This window comes from Dyadobacter crusticola DSM 16708, assembly GCF_000701505.1.
GTDB lineage: Bacteria > Bacteroidota > Bacteroidia > Cytophagales > Spirosomataceae > Dyadobacter > Dyadobacter crusticola.
The window spans coordinates 448,642-471,987 of sequence record NZ_JNJB01000004.1 but is presented as its reverse complement, the minus strand read 5'-3'; the positions used below and the strand labels follow the sequence as shown (position 1 = coordinate 471,987).

Here is a 23,346-nt window from a genome sequence, read left to right as displayed (position 1 = left end):
CGGTCTTGCTCAGCTTGAAACTGACTTACACGATCAGCATTCGCCGTCAGTAGAGCAGGTAGCCCCGTCACCAAATGCCACCAGCGGCTGCGGATTGGCTTTTTGCCATTCTGTAAACGACTGCTTTAATGCACCCAGGAAGGTCTCAGAAGGCTGAGCTCCCGAAACAGCGTACTTGCGGTCGAGGACAAAGAACGGAACACCGCGTGCGCCGACTTGTTGTGCTTCATATACATCACGCCGCACATCTTCGCTGAAACGGGTACCTTCGAGTACAGCTCTCAACTCAGTACTGTCCAGCCCGATTGCGGTACCCAGTTCCACAAGTGTATCGTGATCGGCCGTGTTTTTCCCATCCGTAAAATAGGCTTTGAACAGCTGCTCTTCTGCCGCATCACCAAGCCCTTTTGTTTTGGCAAACTGTAAAAAGCGGTGCGCGTCGAACGAATTCGCGAGCACAGCTTTGTCCATGTTGTATTCGAGTCCTACTTCTGCCGCCATATTGGTGACGTGATCGTTGACCTGGCTTGCATACTCGGGAGTCCAGCCTTTTGTTTCGGCCAAATATTCGTTGATGCTTTTTCCAGGCTCCGTCTTCATTTGCGGGTTCAGCTGAAAACTTTTCCATTCTACCACGATCTTGTCGCGGTCCGGGAACTCAGCCAATGCGTTTTCAAACTTTCTTTTCCCGATATAGCAGAACGGGCACATCACGTCACTCCATATTTCGACTTTCATAGCAAGTACTTTCTAAACAGTTATAAAGAAATCATCATGCGGTCTTCTGACCTTCTTGGCCCTGGACAACGGATCTTTTTCGCCATCCCGGTAGCCAAGAGTTACAATTACAACACTGCGGAGCCCTTTTTCATTCAGGCCGAGAATATCATCCATTGCTTTTGCATCAAAACCTTCCATTGGTGTCGCATCTACCTGTTCCACTGCCGCAGCCACGAGCGCGTGTCCCAGTCCGATATAAGCCTGGCGGGCCGCCCATTGAAAGTTAGCTTCTTCTGTTCTCGACAGAATGCCGCCATTGATGCTATTCTGAAAACCTGCAAGCGACTCCGTGCTAATTCCACGGGTGTCCGCGATAAGTTGGATGTACTTGGCAATATCCTGCGCGTTGATTTTTTCCCAGGCCGCAAAAACCAGAATATGCGAGGCTTCCAGTACCTGAGGCTGGGGAGCGGCAATGTGTATCTTTTCTTTTGTCACCTGATCCTGAATAACGATCACATTATAAGGCTGTAACCCCGCAGAAGAAGGAGCGAGCTTGATGGATTCCAGGATGTTGTTCAGCTTTTCGGCGGGGATTGTCTCGCCGGTCATGCGTTTGGCGGCATAGCGCCAGTTCAATTTTTCTATGAGTTCGCTCATTGTTCTTGGCTTTATAAAATTCTTTTGCAAACTTATAGCTATAAACTATACATTTGTAAGTACTATACAAAAGGATAGTTAAATTGATTTCTTATGGAGCAGGAACTGATTGCCGCACAGCTGACGAGAAAAGAAGAATGCTCTAAATGCATTCTGCCGGTGAGAGATGCGCTGGAAGTTTTGAATGGAAAATGGAAGCTGCCGATCATCATTTCGCTGATGTACGGGAACAAACGCTTCTCGCAGATCGCCAAGGAAATTCCGGGTATTACTGATAAGATGCTTTCCAAGGAGCTGCGCGATCTTGAATCGCACGAACTTGTAAAAAGGACAGTATTCGCCACCATCCCGGTTACAGTCGAATATTCCCTGACTGAGTATGGGCATTCACTTAAAGTAGTAATAGAAGTCCTGCGCGACTGGGGAGCTAGGCACAGGGAAAGGATGATGGTGGAAGCCTGATACGAAAAAAGAGCAGATCGTCAGACCTGCTCTTTTTTAAGCTAAACTTTAATTTGCTGTTATCCCAGCTGATTAATGCAGTTCAAATCTTCGAATGCAACTTTAAGGCGGGCGATCATGCTTTCTTCTCCTTTGCGAAGCCACACGCGTGGATCGTAGTATTTTTTGTTTGGAGAATCAGGACCATTCGGGTTACCCAATTGTGTTTGCAGGAAACCTTCGTTTTCTTTGTAATATTTCAAAACACCTTCCCAGGTTGACCATTGCATATCGGTATCGATATTCATTTTGATCGCGCCGTACTCGATCGCTTCGCGGATTTCTTCGCGTGACGAGCCTGATCCTCCGTGGAATACGAAGTTAACCGGCAGCTCGGCTGTACCGAATTTCTCCTGAATGTAGTTTTGTGAATTGCGAAGGATTTTCGGCTCCAACTTCACATTACCTGGCTTGTAAACACCGTGAACGTTTCCGAATGCAGCTGCAATCGTGAAGTTTGGTGAAATTTTAGAAAGCTCTTCGTAAGCGAAAGCAACTTCCTCAGGCTGCGTGTACAGTTTAGAGCTGTCCACATCGCTGTTATCCACACCATCTTCCTCGCCACCGGTTACACCAAGCTCGATTTCAAGTGTCATGCCTATTTTCGCCATACGCTCGAAATATTTCGCGCATGTTTCGATGTTCTCTTCAAGCGATTCTTCCGACAAATCCAGCATGTGGGAGCTGTAAAGTGGCTTTCCGTACTGGTCGAAATAACGTTCGCCGGCATCCAGCAATCCGTCAATCCAGGGAAGCAATTTCTTCGCGCAGTGATCGGTGTGCAGGATCACAGGAACGCCGTATAGCTCGGCCATCTGGTGAACGTGCATCGCACCTGAAACACCGCCGGCGATTGCAGCCTGCTGGTTGGTATTGGAAAGGCTCTTTCCTGCGTAGAATATTGCACCACCGTTTGAAAACTGAACAATTACCGGGCTGTTTACTGACTTCGCAGTTTCTAAAACAGCATTCACCGAGTTGGTACCTACTACGTTAACTGCAGGCAGGGCGTAATTGTTTTCATTGGCATGACGGAAGATTGCGCTAACTCCGTCTCCGGTAACTACACCGGGTGCAAAGCGTTTTGTGGTTTCGCTCATAGTAACTTTTGATATTTTTTCAAGAAATGATTAGGCTATCCAGATATTAAAAATGAACTGGGTGGCAAGGCTTGCAAGTTAGCCATTTTAGAGAAAATGGAGGAGAATCAAGAGGTTTATTCTGCCTTAAAACGAACATTTATCAACTTACAACCGTTTTGGCACAATCTGTGTATCTTTGAATCTGGTGATGGTAGCAGTTGCCTGATCCCTAATTTCTTCTTTTCTAAATGAATTCAAAACTTTCCAGAACCATACTTTTGGCACTCGCGCTCGGGTTTTTGGTCGTGTGGGTATTGGAATTTCGCCGGGCAGGATTATTTGATAGCTACTGGCTTTTACTCCTGAGCATTATCTGTTTCCTTGTTTTTCAGTTCAGCAGATTGAAGGCTGCTGCTGCCAGCAAGCCGGAAAAAATTGAAACTCCCGCCCCCAAGGCTAAACCGCGTACAACCGCAAAAAAATGAACACAGTTGCACTGGCATTTACGGTTATCTCTTTCATCCTGGCAGGTTACTTCGGTGCCGTAAGGTCGGTGTTGCTCGATATCTCCATTGACCGTTATTCTTTTCGTCACGAAAAAACCGAACAGGTAATACAGACACTTTACTGGCGGCGGATATTGCGTATGATCCGCCTGTTGACGGTTGCGCTGGGGTGTTTTGCAGCCGTAATTACCATTTATCCATACCTCGTATTGCACGCGGGCTGGCAGGAAGTCTTGCTTGTTGCCGGGCTCTTTGCAGCGCTGGTCTCTGTCTGGATGCTTTGCTATACTACCTGGGTCAAAGTAGGCAGAAGCTTTCCCAAGGTGCTTGACCTTTCTGCGTTTCCGGTTCGCTTCGGTGAGTGGCTGATGACGCCGTTATACTGGCTTGTTGAGCCATTTGTAAAAGAAAATATCCTGAATGCGTCCCTGCGCGACGATATCGTTTCAGCCGATGATCCTGATTTTGACGATCACAGCATTGAAGAAAGGATGTTTATCAATGCATTGGATTTCAAGGACCTGCGGATCAGGGACTGTATGATACCGCGGACGGAAATTTCCGCGGTGAACGTGAATGCAACCATTGAAGATCTCCGGACTGCATTCCTGACCAGCGGCCATTCCAAGATAATAGTCCATAAAGAATCAGTTGACGAAGTGCTGGGCTACTGCCACGCGCTGGCGCTTTTTAAAAAACCAAAGGAGATCAGCAACATCATTACGCCGATCATGATCGTGCCGGAAGCAATGCCCGCGCGCGACCTGATGCTCCGTTTTCTGGAAGAGAGAAGGAGCCTTGCGCTCGTGGTGGACGAGTTTGGCGGTACTTCCGGACTGATCAGCGTCGAGGATGTAGTCGAGCAGATATTTGGGGAAATACAGGATGAATATGATACGACGGAGGATTGGACTGAGCGACAGCTGGACGACGACAGCTACATTCTGAGCGCGCGCCACGAGCTCGATTACCTCAATGAGAAGTATGGTTGGGAGCTTCCGGAGGGCGATTATGATACTTTGGCCGGAATGGTAATCCACTACTACGGCGACTTGCCCGATGTAAATGAAACCGTAAGTATCCCTCCATATTCCTTTCAGGTCGTTTCAATGCAGGATACCCGCATTGAGCTGGTGAAGCTCACAATAGAGGAGAAACATAAAAAAGGAGACAAAGCCTGATTCAGCGCGGCAGCGCATTTTTCTTCAAAATAATTTCAAATAAAGCCGAATACTTCAATTGTGCGGATATCTGTTGAGAATCTGGGTAAAAAGTTTGTAAAGGAATGGATCATCCGAAAAGCTACATTTGAACTTTCGGATGGACAGATGTACACATTCGTTGGTCCGAACGGGAGTGGTAAATCTACGCTGCTTCAACTGCTGACAGGAATGGTGCCCGCATCGGAAGGTACTGTTACTTACACCGACAATGCAGGGAAACCAGTTGAAACCGACCTTTGGTATAAACACCTGGTACTCGCTGCACCTTACCTGGAACTGATCGAGGAATTCACGTTGCGGGAGCTTGTGCAGTTCCACATTAAGTTTAAGCCGCTGAAAAATGGGCTGTCCGTGCAGGATTTTGAAGAGATCATCCAGCTGTCGCACGCAAGCGGCAAAGTGCTCCGGCATTTTTCGTCGGGGATGAAACAGCGCGTTAAGCTTGGACTGGCATTTTTGTCCGACGTACCCATCATTTTCCTGGATGAACCTACCACGAATCTGGACGTGACGGGCATTCAATGGTACCTCGATCATGTTACCAAATATACTCAGAACCAGCTTGTTTTACTAGGTTCCAATGTGAAACAGGAATATGAATTTTGCGAAAATATCATCTCGGTTTCTGCGTTCAAATAGGACACGAGCACTTTTTCTATGCACAAAACTCTACGGCTGATCCTGGTACTGCTATCGATCCTTGTCCTTGTGGCTGGAAAATCGCTGGCAGGCGGAATGTACTTCATCGAAAACCGCGGTCAATGGGCGCCTGATATCCTCTTTCGGGCAGAGATCCCAGGCGGTTTCCTGTTTCTGAAAAGCCAATCAATGGTGTATGTGTTGTACGATGCTTCCAAAGTGGCCAACCAGCATGGTAAAGCGCATGTACATTCTCCTATAACGAAAGAAAATGCGCTCAATCCTGCTATGATACCGGCTCACGGGGTCGAAGTTTTGTTTGAGAATGCAAGCAATCAGGTAAAACACACCCCGAAAAGCGTGGTCAAAACGCAGTTCAGCTACTTTTTAGGGAAAGATGAAAGTAAATGGGCCGGTGGTGTCCGCGGGTTTGAAGAGGTTTTATATCAAGATATCTATCCGGGCATTGACCTGCGTGTATATCTCCACCGTTTGAAATTGAAATATGAGTTTGTTGTAAAACCCAATGCCGATCCGTCCCAGATCAGGCTGAAATATAATGGAGCACAGCAAGTTACACTTAATGATGATAAACAGATTCTGATCAAAACTTCCGTCGGGCAATTCAGGGAAGCAGCGCCTTATTCATTTCAGACAGTCGGTAACAAAGCCGTAGAAGTGCCTTCTGCATTCCGGCTTTCGGGAAGTACTGCGGAGTTTGTTCTTCCAAATGGTTTTGATAAAAAATCGCCGCTTACGATAGATCCGGAGCTTATTTTCTCAACCTTTTCCGGTTCTGTTTCTGACAATTGGGGCCACACTGCCACCTATGATGCAGAAGGGAACCTGTACTCGGGCGGCACAGCTTTCGGAGCGAACTTTCCGGCGACGGTTGGCGCATTCCAGACCAAGTTTGAAGGCATGGTCGATGTTTCCATCCTCAAATTCACGCCGGATGGAAGCAATCTTGTTTTTGCAACGTTCCTGGGTGGCGCTGCTACTGAGGTACCCAACAGTTTGATTGTTAATTCAAAAAAGGAACTGTTAATTCTAGGGACAACCTCTTCGAAGAACTTCCCGACGCGCAGTAATGCATTTCAGGGGACATTTGGCGGCGGTACACCGAGTATCCCGATATCCGGACTGGACATGGAGAATGGAACGGACATTTTCATTTCCAAACTCAGTTCAGACGGAAAACAGCTCGCCGCATCGACTTACCTGGGAGGCAGTGGCAATGATGGTGTGAGCAACAGCGCGGGATTTACGATCAGAAATTATGGTGACGCATTCCGCGGTGAAATCGTGGTTGACCAGAGTGACAATGTGCTGGTTGTTACATCAACCGGATCAGCCAATTTTCCATTGAAGAATCCAGTACAAAACCGCCTCAATGGAGCTCAGGATGGAATTGTGTCAAAATTGGATCCTGTACTCAGTACCCTTTTATGGAGTACTTACCTGGGTGGTGAAAAGGAAGATGCGGCGCATGCATTGAAGTCGCTCCCGAATGGAGATATTTATGTTACCGGCTTCACCAAAAGTACGCAGCTTACAACCAGCTCCATTTCTTTTCAAAAAGCGCTGAAAGGTACCGAAGATGGTTTTGTGGCGCGGTACAATGCAGATAAGCTGTTAAACATCACATACCTCGGTACCGACAAAGAAGATGGTGCTTACCTGCTTGATACAGATCCGGGCGGTAATGTTTTCGTTTACGGGCTTACAATGGGAGAATATCCGGTTAGTGCGGGTCTTTATAACAATGCGAAAAGCGGGCAGTTTATCCATTCGCTGGATGCAACACTCTCCAAAAGCAACTTTTCCACTGTGATCGGCTCGGGCAGAGGCGCACCTGATATTTCGCCAACTGCATTTCTGGTGAGTGAATGCGGCAATATTTACATTGCAGGTTGGGGCGGGAATGTAAATAGCGGCACTAACAACAATCCACTGAGCAGTACCGTGGGACTTCCGGTTACAGAAGATGCTATACAGCCTGGCACCAATGGACATAATTTCTACATTGCCATTCTGGAACAAGGCGCGAAGTCGCTGCTATATGCCACTTACTTCGGAAGCCAGAGCACAAATACGAACGCTCAGGGTGACCACGTCGACGGAGGTACCAGTCGATTTGACAAAAATGGCACCATCTATCACGCCACCTGCGCGTGTGGCGGCAGCAATTTTCCGGTCACACCGCAAGCCTGGTCTGAAACGAACAACAGCAACAATTGTAACAATGCCGCATTTAAAATTGATATAGACCGTTTAAAGGCTGACTTTGATGTGTATTCCGGCAGTTCCAAGAATGTACTGCGTGGATGCGCGCCACTTTCATTGTCTTTCATCAACACCAGTGAGGGCGGCATTGATTATATCTGGGAAGTGAGCGGGAGCACAATTTCGCGGGAGGATGATCAGGCTGAGTATGTTTTCACAAAACCAGGCGAATACAAAGTCACACTGAAAGCGTACAACCGGCTAAGCTGCAAGCGAATGGATGTGGCAGAGAAAACGATTATAGTCGAAACGCTCAATGCGAAAGTAACTGCGGATACTGCTGTTTGTGAAAACTCTTCGGTGCAATTACTTGCGCAGGGCGGCACGCAGTACAAATGGTCGCCAGCTGCCGGGCTGAGTAATGCCTCCATTGCAAATCCTACTGCAATCGTTAAAGAAACTACCGAGTATAATGTAGAGATCAGCAATGCAAGTGGTTGTAAGGTTAACGAGAAAGTAAAGGTTTCCGTGGAAAAGAAAAATGACTTTGTTGAAATGGCAGATACGGAAGCTTGCCAGGGCGCGAGCGTGGTACTTACTGTATCCGGTGAAGCAACTCAGTACCGCTGGTTACCTGTAAAGGGACTTCCCGAGACGATCGGAAAAACGGTTACCGTGAAGCCCGACGAAACGACAACTTACATTGTGGAAGGTATTTATTCCGACGGTTGCAGACCTGTTCGTGAAATCACCGTGAAAGTTGATAAAGCACATGCACCCGATTTTGAGATTATCACATCAGGCGGTGGTTGTAATGAACCTTTCAGCTATTCACTATCCAACAAAACCCGGAACGCAGCGCGTTACGAATGGAACCTGGGCTTTGGGAATACAGTCAATGAGGAGAATGTGGGAGAATACCAATATGAAACCCCGGGGGAATATACGGTTGTGTTAACCTCCTATAATGCAGCTGGCTGCCCGCTTTCGGTTTCCCGAACGGTGAAAGCTTCGCCTCCATTCACGTTAAGCAATGTAATTACTCCGAATGGGGACGGGAAAAATGATTCTTTCATTGTGCCAGTGTCACCGGCTTCACTGGAAGTTTTCAATCGGTGGGGTAAATCAGTGTTCAAAGCCGCGGACTATAAGAATGACTGGGGCAAGGGAATTGCCAATGGAACTTACTTTTATGTAGTCGATACGCCGCAGGGAAATCATTGTAAAGGTTGGGTGGAAGTCATAGAATAAACGGATTTGTACATTGAGAATAACTTACAGTACATTTGAAATCAGGTAATTATTTGATCCATTAATTTTTATCAAAATGAAAAAACTATTCATACTACTATGCATCACGGTGAGCAGCTATGTAGCAAACGCACAAACTGCGAGCACTTTTGGAAAAGAGATCAACGATAAAAAAGCAGTAGAAGCAACCGCGCTTCCGGCTAAAATGGGCGACAAGTCGGAGATGGAAGCTAAGGTAAGTGGCACCGTAGAATCGGTTTGTCAGGTGAAAGGTTGCTGGATGAAAGTGAAGCTTGACAATGGAGAGACAATGCGGGTGATGTTCAAGGATTATGCATTCTTTGTTCCTAAGGATATCGCGGGCAAAACAGTCGTTTTTGAAGGAGAAGCTCAGAAGAAAATGGTTCCTGTCGAGCATTTACAGCATTATGCGAAAGACGCGGGACAAAGCAAAGAGGAAATTGCCAAAATCACCGAACCAAAGGAGGAGCTTACATTTATTGCCGACGGTGTGCTTGTGAAATAGTTGCCGGATACATAAGAGAAAATGGACAATGGGTACTTTGTAGCAATACAAGTACCCATTTTTGCTTTTATGAAAATCAAATTCCTTATTCCTGCATTCGTTTGCTATTGCTTCGTCCTCCAAGCTCAAAATCTGAAAACCAGCTGGTGGAACCCGCAAAGTGCGCCTTTCCCGGTGATTGAAGGACAAGCCTGGCCAGCCAAAGAGCTGAAAAATCCTTATGACAGATTACCTGCGAAGGCTGAAAAGCAGGTGCGGGAAGCCGTTTGGGGACTGTCAAACCAATCCTCGGGGTTAATGCTCAGGTTCCGGTCAAATTCGTCTGAGATTACGGTGAGGTATACAGTGGGCGGAAAACACGCATTGCCTCACATGCCAGCCACCGGAGTGAGCGGCGTAGACCTTTATGCAGTAAGCAGCGACGGCGCTTCGCGATGGTGCGCCGGGAAATATGCATTCGGTGATACAATTACGTATACTTTCAAGGGACTGGAATCAAACGATAGCTACCACCAAAAAGGACGGGAGTACCGGCTGTTTTTGCCGCTTTATAATAATGTGAAGTGGCTGGAAATCGGTGTGCCGGACGGTGCGGCATTTGTTCCGCTGCCCGTGCGGCCTGACAAACCGATTGTTGTCTATGGTACTTCCATAGCGCAGGGTGCCTGCGCTTCACGACCTGGTATGGCGTGGACTGCTATTCTCGGCCGGAAAATGGACAGGCCGCTGATCAACCTGGCGTTTTCAGGTAATGGGCGGCTGGAAAAGGAAGTAGTGGATTTAGTGAACGAGATTGATGCGCACATTTTCATTTTAGATTGTTTACCCAACCTGACGATCCGGCCGGATTCTAAAATGCCGATCACGGCGGAGCAAATCCGAGAGAGGATATTGGCTACTGTTAGATCAATTCGTCAAAAACATCCGGGAACGCCCATTGCACTTGCCGAACATGCCGGATATACCGACGAGGCTATTAACCCCGAAAGCAAGCATTTTTATGAAGAGGTGAATGTGATTTTGAAAGCCGCTTTCGCCACGTTGAAGTCAGAAGGAATTACGGAGATCTTCCTGATTCCCAAAAAGGACTTCAATCAGGACATTGAAACAACAGTTGACGGCACGCACCAGACGGACTTAGGTATGATGCGGTATGCGGAGGGTTATGAGAAGCATTTGCGCAGCATTTTACATGAGTATACCGGCGAGGCTTTCACTACGAAACCAATTACGCAACTTCGCGAATTGAATAATTACGATTGGGAGGTTAGGCATCGTGAGATACTCGATCTAAACAAGAAATCGGCTCCGGAGACTATTGTGATTGGTAATTCGATTACACATTTCTGGGGCGGTTTGCCAAAAGGTCCGCGCGCGGTGGGCGACGAGTCCTGGAATGCCACTTTCGGCAAGAACTCACGTAATCTCGGCTACGGCTGGGACCGCATTGAGAATGTACTCTGGCGTATCTATCACGGTGAACTATCTGGGTTCGACGCGAAACGAATTTTTGTTAACATTGGGACCAATAATCTGCATTTGAACACCGATGAGGAAATCGTCGAAGGCTGGAAGCTGCTGATCAAAGCATTGAAATACCAGCAGCCCAATGCAAAAATTACCATGCTGGGCATTTACCCTCGAAGAGACCAGGAAATGCGCGTTGCCAGATTGAACGAACAACTTGCACAATTAACCGGAGCCGAAAATGTGGGCTATATGGATCCCGGAAAGGTGTTGTTAACAAGTAGCGCCAAAACGGATGAAACATTATTTACCGACGGCCTGCACCCAAATGCAAAAGGTTACACCCTGTTGGGAAATGCGATTAAGCAATTCACGAAGTAGCTTAAAGTACTACGCCAATTCCAAACAAGATTACGAAGAAGAGTGTGGAAAGCGCCATTTGTTTGAGGTAGGGATCAAGTTCCTGTGCTTTCTTCAATGTGGAAACAGCAAGTCCGTTCCTGATGAACAATGGAAAACTGAGCAGAAACAGCAGATTCTGAAAGCCGGAAAAATGAAGGTATGTGTAAACTGAAACGCAGAGCATGCCTGTGATCAAAATCAGCCAGTGGTAAGCAATTGCCTTTTCGCGCCCAAGCCGCACAGGAATCGAGTTTTTACCCGTAGCCCGGTCTGACTCGATGTCACGGATATTGTTGATATTCAGTACGCCCACGGCGAACAAACCGCAGCTGGTTGCAGGAAGTAAAAGCGACCAGTCCCACAAGTGTGTATGCAAATAGCTGCTTCCGAGTACGCCCACCCAACCAAAAAAGATCAGCACAGATAAATCACCTAACCCGACATAACCGTAAGGTCGCTTGCCGGCAGTATAGGTGATCGCGGCGATTATACACGCAACACCAATTCCGAAGAAAACATAGAAAGCACTCTTTGGCGCATCACTCAGTGCGATCACCAGCAGGGAAATTCCCGAGATCAAAGCCAATGCAGAAGACAAGATAATGGCTTTCAGCATCAAAGAAGCAGTGATGTGTCCCGAATGCACAGCCCGGCGCGGACCTTCCCGCAAGTCGGTGTCTTTTCCATTTACAGCGTCACCATAATCGTTGGCGAAATTGGAAAGTACCTGTAAAATAATGGTTGTAAGTACGCTCAATGCAGCAACAGACCAATGGAAATTTCCAGTGGAAGCTGCCAGGAAGCAGCCCATGATGATGCATGACAATGACAGAGGTAAAGTTCTAGGCCGGGCAGCCTCAATCCAGGGGTTCATTCTAATGTAATTGATGTCAAGCTTGGGCTCTCTGTTCGGCCCAATTAATGATTTGTTCAGCGAGGGCAAGTCCTTCTTTGGAGACGTTAGCACTTAGATTTCCGTCATAGCTCATTGACAAGTGAAGTGTGTCATAAGCGGCCATGAAAGCACTCAAAATTTTCTTGTCACGTGTTGATAATTCTTCTTTATACCAATCAACACTTTTACGTCCCTTTTTCTTGTCCCCAAAGACGCTGTCAAGCGCAACTAAAACACCTGCATAAGCAGTATGACCAGCCATTTTTACGTACTTTCTGTCTTTGTAAAAACCATCTTCCTTCTGTGCTTTTTCGCTCAGTATCGCTTTTGCATTGGAGAGATAGCGTTTAGCTTCAATGATATCTTTCATGTTAATGTGTGTTTAGTTTTGATGGAGAAGGCAATGCGAGCTGCCGATATAGTGCAGGCAGCTCGCATTTTCGTACTATCAGATTCCAACAGCTTTCAAAAACTCAGCATCTGTTGGTAATACTTTCGAAGCAAAAAAGTTGGTCAGCTCGCCATTCTCATTGACTACATATTTGCAGAAGTTCCAGGTTGGAACTTTGTCGTTCCAGCCGTTCAATTCTTTTGTGGTTAACCATTTGTAGATAGGAGCCTGGTCTTCTCCCAAAACCGACACTTTCTCGAACATAGGAAACGTCACGCCGTAAGTTGCCGAGCAGAATGTAGCGATTTCTTCGCTGGTACCTGGCTCTTGTCCACCGAAGTTATTGGCAGGGAAGCCAAGTACAACCACTTTGTCGCCATGCTCTTTGTTAAATTTCTCCCAATCCGCATACTGCTTGGTATAGCCGCATTTGGACGCCACATTCAGGATCACTACTTTTTTTCCTTTGTACTTACTTAAATCCACTGTTTTACCGCCTACCAGCGATTTTACCTTGAAATCGTAAAGAGATTGTTTCGCAGTTTCGTATGAATCTGGGCGCGATGCGGTTTCACTTTTATCAGCAAACAAACCGCCGATCAGAGATGTAATCATAATTAAAATTGATTTAAGAAAGCTCATATTAGTTTTGGTTATGGTTTATACAAATCTATCAATAAACGCGTGAAAATCAGCTTTACATACGTTCCGGAACTTCTATTCCCAATAACCCTAAACTTTTTTGAATTGTTTCCGAAACAACCTGCGATAATGCAACCCTGAAACGTACAGCGTCCGGATTTGGGTCAGAGAAAATGGATACCTCGGCGTAGAACTGGTTATAAACTTTTGCCAGCTCAAATGCATACAGTGAAATGATCGACGGGGCAAATTCGCTTGCAGCTGAGGTTACCTTCAGAGGAAACTGAGCAAGCGCAAAAATCAGCTCGCGCTCCGACTGGTGCATTGCGTAAGTTGCGCCAGGGATAATTGCTTCAATACCCGCCTGTTCCGCTTTTCTCATAATGGAGCGGATCCGGGCATAGGTATATTGAATAAATGGTCCCGTGTGCCCTTGGAAATCAATGGACTCGGCCGGATTGAACAGCATTCTTTTCTTTGGGTCCACTTTGAGCAAAAAGTACTTTAATGCGCCCATTGCCAGCTGATTATAGAGCTGCTTGGCTTCTGCACTATCGAAATCGTCTATTTTTCCTAACTCCTGGGTACGGTCGGCGGCAGTTTGTATCATTTCTGCAATCAGATCGTCTGCATCCACGACGGTACCTTCACGTGATTTCATTTTACCCGACGGCAGGTCAACCATTCCGTAGCTGATATGGTAGCAGCCTTCTGAATAGGTTCTTCCAAGCTTTTTCAAAATGGCAAACAGGACCTTGAAGTGGTAATCCTGCTCGTTGCCAACCACCCATAAGTAACGGTCATTATGGAAATCACTGTTTTTTAGCTCGGTTGTTCCCAGATCTTGCGTGATATAGACGGAAGTACCATCGCCGCGAAGTACAAGTTTCTCGTCCAAACCTTCATCTGCGAGGTTTATCCAAACAGAATTGTCCTCTTTCCGATAGAAAACACCCTTTTGAAGACCCTCTTCGATGATATCTTTTCCTAGCAGGTAAGTGTCTGATTCGTAATAGGTTTTGTCAAATGTTACACCAATTTTGTTGTACGTTTCTCCAAAACCTGCATACACCCAGCTGTTCATTTTTTGCCAAAGTGCAACCGTCTCGGCGTCGCCTTGTTCCCAAAGCAGCAATATACGTTGAGCTTCAAGCATCCATGGGGCCTTTTTTGCTGCTTCTTCTTCCTTCATTCCCTGCTCAACCAGCTCTTTGATCTGCCTTTTGTATTCCTGATCAAACTTTACATAATACTTCCCGGCCAAATGGTCGCCTTTGATCCCGCTGGTTTCGGGCGTTTCCCCATTTCCAAGCTCGCGGTAAGCCAGCATAGACTTACAAATGTGGATTCCGCGGTCGTTTACAAGGCAGGTTTTTACAATATTGTAGCCGCTCGCTTTCAGTATTCTCGACAAAGAATCGCCGAGGAAATTGTTTCTTAAATGCCCCAGGTGCAGGGGTTTATTGGTATTAGGGGAAGAAAATTCAACCATCACCGAGGCCCCATTCGAAGGCGAACTGCCGTAATCAGGGTCGCTTTTCATCTTTTCAAACAGGTCGAGCCAGGTTTGATCTTTCAAGCTGATATTGAGAAAACCCTGCACGACATTGAAGCGCTGCACCACCGCAGAAGCCTCCACAAGCGCAGCACCGATAATCTGGCCGATTTCCCCAGGCGCTTTGCGGGTCGTTTTGGTAAGCGGGAAGGTTACGAATGTATAAAAGCCTTCAAATTCTTTTTTGGTTGGTTGCAAAATGACTTCCTCAACATCGATCTCGAAATGCTTTTGGATCGCTTTTTGGATATCCTCTTTTAATATAGCCTCAATTGTCATGAAAAATGGTGTAAGCGGAAGTGTGCTCCTGAAAGCCGGGACCCATTTCCTGTCGTTTTTATTTGAATGAAAATATTTCTTATATTAATAGTGATGTTATCTTTTTTGATGCAAAATTAGGGTAAATATTGAAGAGAGTTACACCCCACCAGGAAGAAGTTATGTCCAATTACCTGCTTCGTTTTTTCCGGACAAAGATACTGCTGCTGATTGTTCTGGCTCCATTCACTGGTGCAAAAGCGCAGTTGCATCAGTCTGACCGATTGGAGATTCCAACCAGTTCTTCCAGCTCCGAACAATTCGAAGTATTTAGCCTGGGCGAGCAGGGTATTCTGTCCGTGATCCGGGGCGATGAGTATTCCAGCAGTCGTAATGAAAAGTGGAATTTCGTGAAGTACGACACGACTTTGAAAGTACTATGGCGAACCGCGTATAAACTTGATTTTCGTTACATTCCAGTAATGGCTTACAAAGGAGCGGATTTGGGCTACTGGCTTTTCGCAGAGCCGGATACCGACAAGTTCCTGTTTTTGCAACTCAATTTCAACGACGGGTCCATTGATACCTTCAAAGGTAATCTCCTTTCTGGTGTGGATGTGCAGCAGTTCAAAGTGATAGGCAGCAAGGCACTGGTTTCAGGATATTATCGCTCGCGGCCGGTGGTAATCGTGCATTCTTTCTTCGACCACACGACGCGCGTTCTGCCAGGATTGTTTGAAAAAAATACAGAACTGAACAATGTGGATATCAATGAAATCGACGGCTACATCAATGTAATTACTTATGCTTACCGGAAAAAAAATTGTGTTTTTGAGATCAAAACTTACAATTATGACGGCAAGTTTTTGAAGAAAACTACATTGAGCGACCCGAGGTACAGCTTCATATCCGGACAAATTGTGCCGCTTAATTCTGATGATTCCTATCTGATTGGCAACTATTCGGTAGGTTGTACCCAGTATTCACAAGGGTTGTATGTCACACATATAGAAGATGATACGCCCGGAGAGCCGCAGTTTATCGAATTTTCTCAGTTACAGAATTTTTTCAATTACATGAAGCCAAAACGCCGGCAGCGGGTTTTGGAAAAAATTGATAAAAGACAAAGTCTGGGTAAGGAAAACCGATTCCGGTACCGGCTCCTTGTTCACGAGCTGATCCAGACACCTGAAGAAATCGTGCTGGTTGCCGAAGTTTATTATCCAAACCAGCGTTCAACTAATCCGATTATCTCCGGCGGAATTTCCCGCCCTTACATTTCCCGGTCGCTCGAAGGTTACCGTTATACCCACGCGATCGTCTGCGGATTTGACAGGAATGGAAAGTTTATGTGGGACAACACCATTACAATCAAAGACCTCACCAGCTTCGATTTGCAGGAAATGGTGCAGGTAACGCCCGTCGACGATTATTTCGTGCTCGCTTACCCACAGGAAGGTGAGATTCACACGGAGGTGATCAACCGGGACAAAGTGGTTGTGGAAACCGAGAAATTCAAAATCAATCCCAAATCTGAAAAGGAGAAAGTGCTCAATAATGAAGACGGGTACCTCTCACCCTGGTACGGCCAGTATTTTCTTGCCTATGGAATGCAGCGGATTGGTACTTCTTCGATAGGGCAGGGGAGAGAGGTTTTCTATATCAATAAGCTGACTTACAAAACAGAAGAAATTGGCAAAGTAGGCTTGAAAGAAGCTTCCCGCCCGCGTTGATTTTTTCAGTCGACAAGCCAGATGTGGTCTTCTTCAAAACCCTGCTCTTTCCACTCCACCTGTACCCGCTGACTTTCCACCGTGCTGACTTTCATTCCTGCATAGTCGGGGCCGAGCGGCAGCTCGCGATTATAGCGGCGATCTATTAGTACCATTAGCTCAACTGCTTTGGGGCGCCCGAATGCGGTCATCGCGTCCAATGCAGCGCGCACCATGCGACCGCTTGCAAGCACATCGTCGATCAGGATTACCTTCTTACCTTCGATCAGAAACGGTACATTGGTCTTATTGGGCACAAGCGGCGATTCCCTTCTTCTGAAATCATCCCGGTAAAAGGTAGCATCCAGGTAACCCAGCGGAATATTCTTCCCTGTTCGTTCGCGAAGTTCTGCGACAATGCGTTCGGCAAAGTAGATTCCGCGCGGCTGCAGCCCCATTACCACCGAATTGGAAAATTCCTGGTGGTTTTCAATCAGCTGCTGGCATAATCGGCTGATCATGATTTCCAGCAATGGGCTACTTAGTATCAATCGTTTTTGGGGCATCATGTATTTTCCCTGAATTTTAGCCTAAATTAAGTGCTCTAATACGAAATCAAAAACTTTTAACAAATGAAATACCTTATTGCCGGATTGGGGAATATTGGTCCGGAATATGCATTTACCCGGCATAATGTCGGATTTATGGTACTGGACAGGCTCGCCGCGCAGCACGATTTTAGATTCAGCTTTGAGAAGCTGGCGTTTGTGGCTGAGTGGAAACACAAGGGAAGGCAGATCTATTTCATCAAGCCTACCACTTACATGAACCTGAGCGGAAAGGCATTGCGATATTATATGGACCAGTTCAAAGTCCCGGCCGAAAATACATTGGTGATCGTAGATGAGCTGCAACTTCCGTTTGGAACGCTGCGGATCAAGCCAAAAGGCAGCCACGGCGGGCACAACGGTTTGAAAAACATAGAGGAGCTTCTCGGCACATCGGAGTACCCGCGTTTGCGCTTCGGAATCGGGAACAATTTTCCGCGTGGCAGGCAAGTAGATTATGTGTTAAAGGCTTTTTCCCCAGAGGAAATGATTGAATTGCCGATATTCCTAGATAAGGCGGGAGATATGGTGACTACTTTTTGTACTTTGGGTATACAATCAGCAATGAATAATTATAACCAATGATTGAACATTTCAAAGAAAATATAATTATTTCAAGATGGTAGAAAATTTTGCAATATGCTACTTTTTCGAAATAATTTGAAACAGTACAGCAGGCGAAAAGCATAATATTGCAAAAAGACACGCAAAATTGATATTTAATTCCCAATAAAATTTTGTTGTTACAAAGTCAGCAACTTTGTAATATCGAAATTAACGTTCATATTTGTATCACGGTTAGCGAAGGCCAAAATTGAATTAATCCGTGATGCTAACTAGATTTGTTTTATATTTGTATAAATAAAACAAGAATTTGCCTTCCTCATTGTCAGGCGGCTATATATTAAATGACGAGGGAAGTCGGTGTGTTGTTGAGGGGAGGATTGATCTTTTTACCTTTTAGATTGTAGAATCGATTAATCTTCAAAAAAGGAGTAGCATTAACAATCACATTACTTTAGATATGCAACCCGCTCGCAGGATCTTTTGTTTACTGCAAACGGTTTAAGATATAAAAGAAAAGAAAAGGTTAAGGGTTTAGGAATAGTCAGTATAAAGCCACCTCAATGAGGTGGCTTTATCTTTTTACTGGCTCCGCCCAAATATCTACCCGCCGGTTCGATCGCTTGCCCGTTTCAGACCTGTTTACCCGCTTTGGCTGCGCTGAGCCGTAACCACTTCCTTCAATGCGATCGGCAGGAATACCTTTCCCGATCAAATGCGTTTTCACCGTTTCTACCCGCTTATTCGATAGTTCGAGGTTTTTATCAAAATTTCCCGTGTTGTCAGTGTGACCTTTCAGAAGGATCTTCAAGCCGGGATGTTTTTGAAAGTACCCGGCAATGGAGTCCAGGTCAGTAAGTGACGGGGCGTCCATTTCTTCTGTACCCTGGTTGAAATACAACGTGGTCAATGGAGTTGTATAAGTCTCAGGTGCCAGACTGATCAGTGACTTGATTTCTTCGAACCGGTTGGTCGTCTTTACTGCCACACTCTTGCTTTGAAATCCATCTGCACGCGCCGAAATCCTGTAAGATTGGTAGGGTGTCAGTTCAAAGTTGTAAACACCTTTTACTGTTTTAGTCTGTGCCACCAGAGAGTCATTATCAGACTTTCTTACCATTACCTCGGCGTCATGCACGGGTTTGAGGTTGCGGCCGTCATAAACTTTCCCGGTAACGAGAGAGAGATTTTTGTTACGCCCAGGTTTTTCTGCCACCTTCTCTTCTGGCTTTGGTTCTGGTTCTTCCTGCTTGGCGACAGGCTCCTTGAAATTTTTGCTGATTGTCTGGTAGCTTCTTCTCACAAAAACGGGTGTCATCACGCGGTCGTAAACTCGGATCAATGCAATGGAACCGGAGCTGGCTTCGTGATTGGCAACCAGATCATCCTGAAAGAAGTTAAGTACCTGATCCTGATCCAGCATTCCCTCACTTCCCGGATCTTTGAATTCAAGCTTGGACTGACCATTGATATACATTTTGATGATCTTGGTATCGAAGTCGCGCGAGTACACATAATGTACGTACTGGTTTGCTCTTACCGGCGCTTTTTCACCGATTGCATAATCATAGAAATTCAGTTTGCCGTCATAAATGTAGCTTCCGTAATCGCTTTTGCGGTTCTTGAAATCGAGTACCCGTTTCCAGCTGTCGAGTTCTGTCATTTTAAAATAAATCTCAACAGTGAACGACTTGCTCAGAAATCCTTTCGCCTCCGTATTGTTGAACTGTAGTCCGCTATTGTTTTCAAACTGGTAGATGGTACGATTGAGATAGTCAGAACCCGGGATTTTTTCTTTGATATACTGGCCGGGTTGACCGAGTACTTTTAAGGCAGGTCCGCCATTTTCAATCGGATTAAGCCCATTGTTAAAATCGTAAGTCCATTGATTTTGAGAAAAAGCGGGCGTGTACCAGCTTGTCAGGAGAAATGCGAAAAGCAGTACATTTTTTCGAATAATCATGCTCAAAAATATGAAAAGTGCCGGCGGAAGCCGAAGCGCATCCTGTATTTTTGATCCATAATTCGTTTCATGTGTGAAAAATATCGGTATAGGTCTTCTTTTTTCCATTTTGTGGTCCTCAGCCTCGGTAGCAACCAAATTTGGGGTACAGTCGGCCGCTCCTCTGGTGTTGGCAAACGTTCGCTTCTTTATTGCGGGCATTTTGCTCCTTTCATTTTCTTATGCGTTTGGCAAAGGTTCGGCCTACCGATTGCCAAATAAAAAAGAATGGCAGCAGCTGGCTGTCTTTGGTTTTTTGAATACAACGTTATACCTGGGCCTCTACGTGTGCGCAATGAAATATACCGCCGCAGGAATAGGCAGCCTGGCCGTTTCTACCAATCCGCTGATCATCGTTTTACTATCGTCGTGGTGGTTGAAACGCAAGCCGCAGGCAGCAGAATGGCTGGGAATTGTACTGGGAATGGCGGGTATCGGCATCGCTACCTACCCGTTGCTGGCAAACAGCTACACGACTGGCTGGGGAATTACGCTGCTGCTGATCAGCATGGTAGCAGTGTCTGCCGCGAGTGTTTACTATGCTTCTGTTAAGTGGGAGCTGCCAAATCTGTTAATCAATGGATGGCAGGTCTTTATTGGCGGGCTGTTATTGTTGCCCGCCACATTCCTGCTCAGCGATTTTTCATCAACTGTTTACGATAAAGTTTTTTGGGGCTCAGTCTTATGGTTGAGCCTGGCGGTATCAATCGCAGGGTTGATCTGCTGGTTCTACCTTTTGCGCATTGATACCGTCAAGGCTTCTTTGTGGCTGTTTCTCTGTCCGCTTTTCGGCTTTTTCTTCGCGTGGTGGTTAATGTCCGAACCTATTACGATCTATACCGTGGTTGGGACGATCCTCGTGGTCGGCGGATTATATGCAGGTCAGAGAACAAAGCTTTCAGGAAAGCGGGCAGCTTAATCGTCGACCAGAATTTCTCCTTTGAGATACAATTTCGCCTGACCACCGATATAAACACGGTCGCCGGCTAGCTCGCATTTGAGGTAACCTCCTCTTTTTGAAAGCTGCTTGGCACTCAGCTTATTTTTTTCAAGCTTCTCAGCCCAGTAAGGGATCAAAGTGGTATGTGCCGAGCCTGTCACAGGATCTTCATCAATTCCCGATTGAGGCGCAAAGAACCGTGACACAAAATCCACATCTTCACCAGGCGCGGTGACGATAATACCTCGTGCAGGGATTGTCGAAAGGATAATAATGTCAAAGTCGAGGTTCCGTACAATATCCTCTGACTCTACAACCACCATGTAGTCCGTTTTTCCTTTATATACTTCAAGCAAATGAGTTGTATTCAAGCTCTCCGCAAGCGCCGGAGGTGGTACAGCTACGTGGTATTGATCTACCGGAAAGTTAAGTGTAAGCCAGTCTTCCTTGCAATCCACCCGCAACTCGCCGCTGCGCGACTGGAACAGAATCGTGTAACCTTCGTAATTCTGGATATTGAAGATCACATAAGCTGTGGCCAATGTAGCATGCCCGCAAAGATCAACTTCAACGAAAGGTGTAAACCAGCGGATGTGGAAGCCATTTTCAGTGGGAACGTAGAATGCAGTTTCAGCAAGATTATTTTCTGCTGCTATATGAAGCATGGTTTCATCCGGCAACCATTGCTCTAATGGAACAACTGCCGCAGGATTACCTCCAAAAAGTTTGTCTGTAAAAGCATCTATCTGATATATAGGGAGTCTCATCGGGGTTGGTCATGTTGGTATTACAAGGTATTAAAAAGAATGCTATTGACGGAAGGCGCTAAGCTAATTTTTCAATATAATTTATTGGAATGGTATAAGAATATCATGGTCGGACCGTACTTATCTTTTCTTATTTTTCATTCTGAGATAAACTCCATTGGTCCAGCCGAAACCTTCCTGAACTTCGTATTCACCGCCGCCGGCGATCAGATGTGTGTTCGATACGTTGTATTTTTCAAGCATTTTTCCTGAATGTTTGAATTCTTTTTCAATCAGGGCAAGCCACTCGGTTGACAGTTCATCGGCAGTTCGATGAAAATTATAGTTTCTTAAACCTTTGTAGGCAATCCATTGCAGAGGAGCCCAGCCATTTGGGGCATCCCACTGCTGTCCCGAGTTAGATGTCGTAGTCAGCAAGCCGCCCGATTTCAGGAAATTCAGCCTGATATAGGCGCTTACATAATGCGATTGCTGCTTGGAAGCCAGTTTGAAAAATAACGGAAATGTCCCTGCTAGAGTAACGGCTTTCGTGAATTCTTGCTTTTTGAAATCATAATCCATATAGAAATTCTTGCTGGCGTCCCAGGAGTACAACTGTATCGCTAATTTGCGGTCAGTGGCCTTTCCGGTATAAACCTGGTGCAATGTCCGGTTGCCGCTCAGCAGGTACGCTTCTGCCAGGGTTTGTTCCATATAATACATCAGACAATTCAGATCCACCGGAATAATGTCGGTAGTATGTATGGTGGAAAAGTCATGCTCAGCCGCAAACCAGCGGCTGCTGAAATCCCAGCCTGATTCGGCAGCGGCCCGAATGTGGCGGTATAATTCTGGGCGTGCGGTTCCATGGTTTTCTTTCGCATGGTCTGCGAGTTCCACATCTTCACTGTATGATTCTGGCCGGGGAGTGGCTTTGTCGTCCCAATACCTGTTCAGCTTCAAGCCGTTTGGTAGGAATACCAGGCGGCGATAAGCGGTAAATGGTTCGCCAGTGCTGCTGCCGGAATCCATCCAGTAATCATATTCTTTCTGCATTTGAGGCAGGTACCGGGTCAGTACCTTCTGGCCTTCCATTTCACTGAATAGGCTCACCATCAGGGAAAAGAACGGCGGTTGTGACCGGGTCAGATAGTAAGTCCGGTTGCCGGTGGGAATGTAGCCGAAGCTATCGATGAGGTGCGCAAAATTATTGATCATGGTTTGCACCAGATCGCTCCGTCCCGCCTCTTTCAAACCCAATAAGGTGAAATAGCTGTCCCAGTAGTATATCTCCCTGAACCGACCGCCGGGAACTACGTAGGGATAGGGGAGTGGTATGAGTGAACCGCCACGCTCCTGGCTCTCGGGCTGCCGGGTCAGTACCGGCCATAATCTCTCGATATGGTCAGAAACGGAAGCGTTTTTATCTGCCTGAAAAGTGGATGCGATATGCGCCGGCATTCGGAAATACCGGTCTACAAACGCGGCAATATCAAAATCTTCGGCAATTTTCTCGCGATGGTATCGCTCTATAATCAATACCGGATCTTCAAGCGGGATCGCATCCGCGAAGCTCTTTGAGTCCGGAAAGATGTGGCTATTCTGCACATCTTTAAAAAGGCTGCCGTAAAGGTCCTCCGGTGAAACGTGGGACTGTCCGTAAGTAAAAGCAGGTGCAACAAAACCGTACAAAACGACTGATTTTAAAGGGTTAATACCTAAACACTGGCCCAATAACATCATTTTTGGACATCAATGCACTTCAGTTTAATATAAAAATTGAACCACGGGTCCTTTGCTTTTGTTCCTTCCCGCTCATCAGGCAGCGCT

At 46.2% G+C, this 23,346-nt stretch carries 21 protein-coding genes; 10 read left to right on the top strand and 11 right to left on the bottom strand.

The features are described from left to right. Positions 1-33: 33 nt before the first annotated feature. Complete coding sequence (locus tag Q369_RS0105560) at positions 34-738, bottom strand: DsbA family oxidoreductase (protein WP_031526820.1); 705 nt, start codon at positions 736-738, stop codon at positions 34-36. 12 nt (positions 739-750) lie between these two features. Beyond that, positions 751-1,380 carry an NAD(P)H-dependent oxidoreductase gene (locus Q369_RS0105555; protein ID WP_031526819.1) on the bottom strand — a complete coding sequence of 210 codons (630 nt, stop codon included), beginning with the start codon at positions 1,378-1,380 and terminating at the stop codon, positions 751-753. Between the two features lie 93 nt (positions 1,381-1,473). Here Q369_RS0105555 and Q369_RS0105550 point away from each other — a divergent pair, with 93 nt between their 5' ends. Beyond that, on the top strand, positions 1,474-1,842 hold the full coding sequence (locus tag Q369_RS0105550) for a winged helix-turn-helix transcriptional regulator (protein WP_031526818.1): 369 nt from the start codon (positions 1,474-1,476) through the stop codon (positions 1,840-1,842). A 59-nt stretch (positions 1,843-1,901) separates the two neighbouring features. On the opposite strand, the gene fbaA is transcribed toward Q369_RS0105550, so the two are convergent. Then, positions 1,902-2,981 carry a class II fructose-bisphosphate aldolase gene (fbaA, locus tag Q369_RS0105545; RefSeq protein ID WP_031526817.1) on the bottom strand — a complete coding sequence of 360 codons (1,080 nt, stop codon included), beginning with the start codon at positions 2,979-2,981 and terminating at the stop codon, positions 1,902-1,904. A gap of 230 nt (positions 2,982-3,211) precedes the next feature. Between fbaA and Q369_RS0105540 the strand changes: the two genes are divergently transcribed. From Q369_RS0105540 to Q369_RS0105515, 6 genes are all read left to right on the top strand, one after another. After that, positions 3,212-3,448 carry a hypothetical protein gene (locus tag Q369_RS0105540; RefSeq protein WP_031526816.1) on the top strand — a complete coding sequence of 79 codons (237 nt, stop codon included), beginning with the start codon at positions 3,212-3,214 and terminating at the stop codon, positions 3,446-3,448. Then, the gene (locus Q369_RS0105535) at positions 3,445-4,650 is read left to right on the top strand and encodes a hemolysin family protein (RefSeq protein ID WP_031526815.1); all 1,206 of its coding nucleotides are present in this window, start codon (positions 3,445-3,447) and stop codon (positions 4,648-4,650) included. The genes Q369_RS0105540 and Q369_RS0105535 overlap by 4 nt, the downstream gene beginning before the upstream one ends. A 60-nt stretch (positions 4,651-4,710) precedes the next feature. Further along, positions 4,711-5,331 (top strand): ABC transporter ATP-binding protein, encoded by a 621-nt coding sequence (locus Q369_RS0105530; RefSeq protein WP_031526814.1) that lies wholly within the window; start codon positions 4,711-4,713, stop codon positions 5,329-5,331. Positions 5,332-5,349: 18 nt separating this feature from the next. Further along, positions 5,350-8,808 carry a T9SS type B sorting domain-containing protein gene (locus Q369_RS0105525; protein ID WP_031526813.1) on the top strand — a complete coding sequence of 1,153 codons (3,459 nt, stop codon included), beginning with the start codon at positions 5,350-5,352 and terminating at the stop codon, positions 8,806-8,808. A 76-nt stretch (positions 8,809-8,884) separates the two neighbouring features. Then, a complete protein-coding gene (locus tag Q369_RS0105520; RefSeq protein ID WP_031526812.1) occupies positions 8,885-9,334 on the top strand; it encodes a DUF4920 domain-containing protein in 450 nt (149 codons plus the stop codon). Between the two features lie 69 nt (positions 9,335-9,403). Then, complete coding sequence (locus tag Q369_RS0105515; RefSeq protein ID WP_031526811.1) at positions 9,404-11,182, top strand: SGNH/GDSL hydrolase family protein; 1,779 nt, start codon at positions 9,404-9,406, stop codon at positions 11,180-11,182. 1 nt (position 11,183) lies between these two features. Here Q369_RS0105515 and Q369_RS0105510 read toward each other — a convergent pair whose 3' ends face one another. The 4 genes from Q369_RS0105510 to argS form a co-directional block, all read right to left on the bottom strand. Beyond that, positions 11,184-12,077 (bottom strand): 1,4-dihydroxy-2-naphthoate polyprenyltransferase, encoded by an 894-nt coding sequence (locus tag Q369_RS0105510; protein WP_031526810.1) that lies wholly within the window; start codon positions 12,075-12,077, stop codon positions 11,184-11,186. A 16-nt stretch (positions 12,078-12,093) separates the two neighbouring features. Beyond that, a complete protein-coding gene (locus Q369_RS0105505; RefSeq protein ID WP_031526809.1) occupies positions 12,094-12,468 on the bottom strand; it encodes a DUF5618 family protein in 375 nt (124 codons plus the stop codon). A 78-nt stretch (positions 12,469-12,546) separates the two neighbouring features. Beyond that, positions 12,547-13,104, bottom strand: coding sequence for a glutathione peroxidase (locus tag Q369_RS0105500; RefSeq protein WP_229206739.1), 558 nt, complete (start codon positions 13,102-13,104; stop codon positions 12,547-12,549). Positions 13,105-13,186: 82 nt separating this feature from the next. Further along, the gene (gene argS, locus Q369_RS0105495; RefSeq protein ID WP_031526807.1) at positions 13,187-14,965 is read right to left on the bottom strand and encodes an arginine--tRNA ligase; all 1,779 of its coding nucleotides are present in this window, start codon (positions 14,963-14,965) and stop codon (positions 13,187-13,189) included. Positions 14,966-15,093: 128 nt separating this feature from the next. Between argS and Q369_RS0105490 the strand changes: the two genes are divergently transcribed. Next, positions 15,094-16,677, top strand: coding sequence for a hypothetical protein (locus Q369_RS0105490; protein ID WP_229206738.1), 1,584 nt, complete (start codon positions 15,094-15,096; stop codon positions 16,675-16,677). 5 nt (positions 16,678-16,682) lie between these two features. Here the strand turns inward: Q369_RS0105490 and pyrR are convergent, their stop codons facing one another. Continuing rightward, positions 16,683-17,222, bottom strand: coding sequence for a bifunctional pyr operon transcriptional regulator/uracil phosphoribosyltransferase PyrR (pyrR, locus tag Q369_RS0105485; RefSeq protein WP_031526805.1), 540 nt, complete (start codon positions 17,220-17,222; stop codon positions 16,683-16,685). Between the two features lie 66 nt (positions 17,223-17,288). Between pyrR and pth the strand changes: the two genes are divergently transcribed. Continuing rightward, positions 17,289-17,849 (top strand): aminoacyl-tRNA hydrolase, encoded by a 561-nt coding sequence (gene pth, locus Q369_RS0105480; RefSeq protein ID WP_031526804.1) that lies wholly within the window; start codon positions 17,289-17,291, stop codon positions 17,847-17,849. Positions 17,850-18,402: 553 nt separating this feature from the next. Here pth and Q369_RS0105475 read toward each other — a convergent pair. Then, the gene (locus Q369_RS0105475) at positions 18,403-19,791 is read right to left on the bottom strand and encodes an OmpA family protein (protein WP_031526803.1); all 1,389 of its coding nucleotides are present in this window, start codon (positions 19,789-19,791) and stop codon (positions 18,403-18,405) included. Between the two features lie 73 nt (positions 19,792-19,864). Between Q369_RS0105475 and Q369_RS0105470 the strand changes: the two genes are divergently transcribed. Next, positions 19,865-20,749 carry a DMT family transporter gene (locus tag Q369_RS0105470; protein WP_031526802.1) on the top strand — a complete coding sequence of 295 codons (885 nt, stop codon included), beginning with the start codon at positions 19,865-19,867 and terminating at the stop codon, positions 20,747-20,749. Here Q369_RS0105470 and Q369_RS0105465 read toward each other — a convergent pair. After that, a complete protein-coding gene (locus Q369_RS0105465) occupies positions 20,746-21,537 on the bottom strand; it encodes a PhzF family protein (protein WP_031526801.1) in 792 nt (263 codons plus the stop codon). The genes Q369_RS0105470 and Q369_RS0105465 overlap by 4 nt on opposite strands. A gap of 120 nt (positions 21,538-21,657) precedes the next feature. Then, complete coding sequence (treA, locus tag Q369_RS0105460; protein ID WP_031526800.1) at positions 21,658-23,208, bottom strand: alpha,alpha-trehalase TreA; 1,551 nt, start codon at positions 23,206-23,208, stop codon at positions 21,658-21,660. Between the last annotated feature and the right edge of the window lie 138 nt (positions 23,209-23,346).

What these genes read in the sequence shown, in the direction of transcription:
- Q369_RS0105560 (WP_031526820.1), bottom strand. Translation starts at nt 738, where the DNA reads ATGAAAGTCGAAATATGGAGTGACGTGATGTGCCCGTTCTGCTATATC.
- Q369_RS0105555 (WP_031526819.1), bottom strand. Translation starts at nt 1,380, where the DNA reads ATGAGCGAACTCATAGAAAAATTGAACTGGCGCTATGCCGCCAAACGC.
- Q369_RS0105550 (WP_031526818.1), top strand. Translation starts at nt 1,474, where the DNA reads ATGGAGCAGGAACTGATTGCCGCACAGCTGACGAGAAAAGAAGAATGC.
- fbaA (WP_031526817.1), bottom strand. Translation starts at nt 2,981, where the DNA reads ATGAGCGAAACCACAAAACGCTTTGCACCCGGTGTAGTTACCGGAGAC.
- Q369_RS0105540 (WP_031526816.1), top strand. Translation starts at nt 3,212, where the DNA reads ATGAATTCAAAACTTTCCAGAACCATACTTTTGGCACTCGCGCTCGGG.
- Q369_RS0105535 (WP_031526815.1), top strand. Translation starts at nt 3,445, where the DNA reads ATGAACACAGTTGCACTGGCATTTACGGTTATCTCTTTCATCCTGGCA.
- Q369_RS0105525 (WP_031526813.1), top strand. Translation starts at nt 5,350, where the DNA reads ATGCACAAAACTCTACGGCTGATCCTGGTACTGCTATCGATCCTTGTC.
- Q369_RS0105520 (WP_031526812.1), top strand. Translation starts at nt 8,885, where the DNA reads ATGAAAAAACTATTCATACTACTATGCATCACGGTGAGCAGCTATGTA.
- Q369_RS0105515 (WP_031526811.1), top strand. Translation starts at nt 9,404, where the DNA reads ATGAAAATCAAATTCCTTATTCCTGCATTCGTTTGCTATTGCTTCGTC.
- Q369_RS0105510 (WP_031526810.1), bottom strand. Translation starts at nt 12,077, where the DNA reads ATGAACCCCTGGATTGAGGCTGCCCGGCCTAGAACTTTACCTCTGTCA.
- Q369_RS0105505 (WP_031526809.1), bottom strand. Translation starts at nt 12,468, where the DNA reads ATGAAAGATATCATTGAAGCTAAACGCTATCTCTCCAATGCAAAAGCG.
- Q369_RS0105500 (WP_229206739.1), bottom strand. Translation starts at nt 13,104, where the DNA reads ATGATTACATCTCTGATCGGCGGTTTGTTTGCTGATAAAAGTGAAACC.
- argS (WP_031526807.1), bottom strand. Translation starts at nt 14,965, where the DNA reads ATGACAATTGAGGCTATATTAAAAGAGGATATCCAAAAAGCGATCCAA.
- pyrR (WP_031526805.1), bottom strand. Translation starts at nt 17,222, where the DNA reads ATGCCCCAAAAACGATTGATACTAAGTAGCCCATTGCTGGAAATCATG.
- pth (WP_031526804.1), top strand. Translation starts at nt 17,289, where the DNA reads ATGAAATACCTTATTGCCGGATTGGGGAATATTGGTCCGGAATATGCA.
- Q369_RS0105475 (WP_031526803.1), bottom strand. Translation starts at nt 19,791, where the DNA reads ATGATTATTCGAAAAAATGTACTGCTTTTCGCATTTCTCCTGACAAGC.
- Q369_RS0105465 (WP_031526801.1), bottom strand. Translation starts at nt 21,537, where the DNA reads ATGAGACTCCCTATATATCAGATAGATGCTTTTACAGACAAACTTTTT.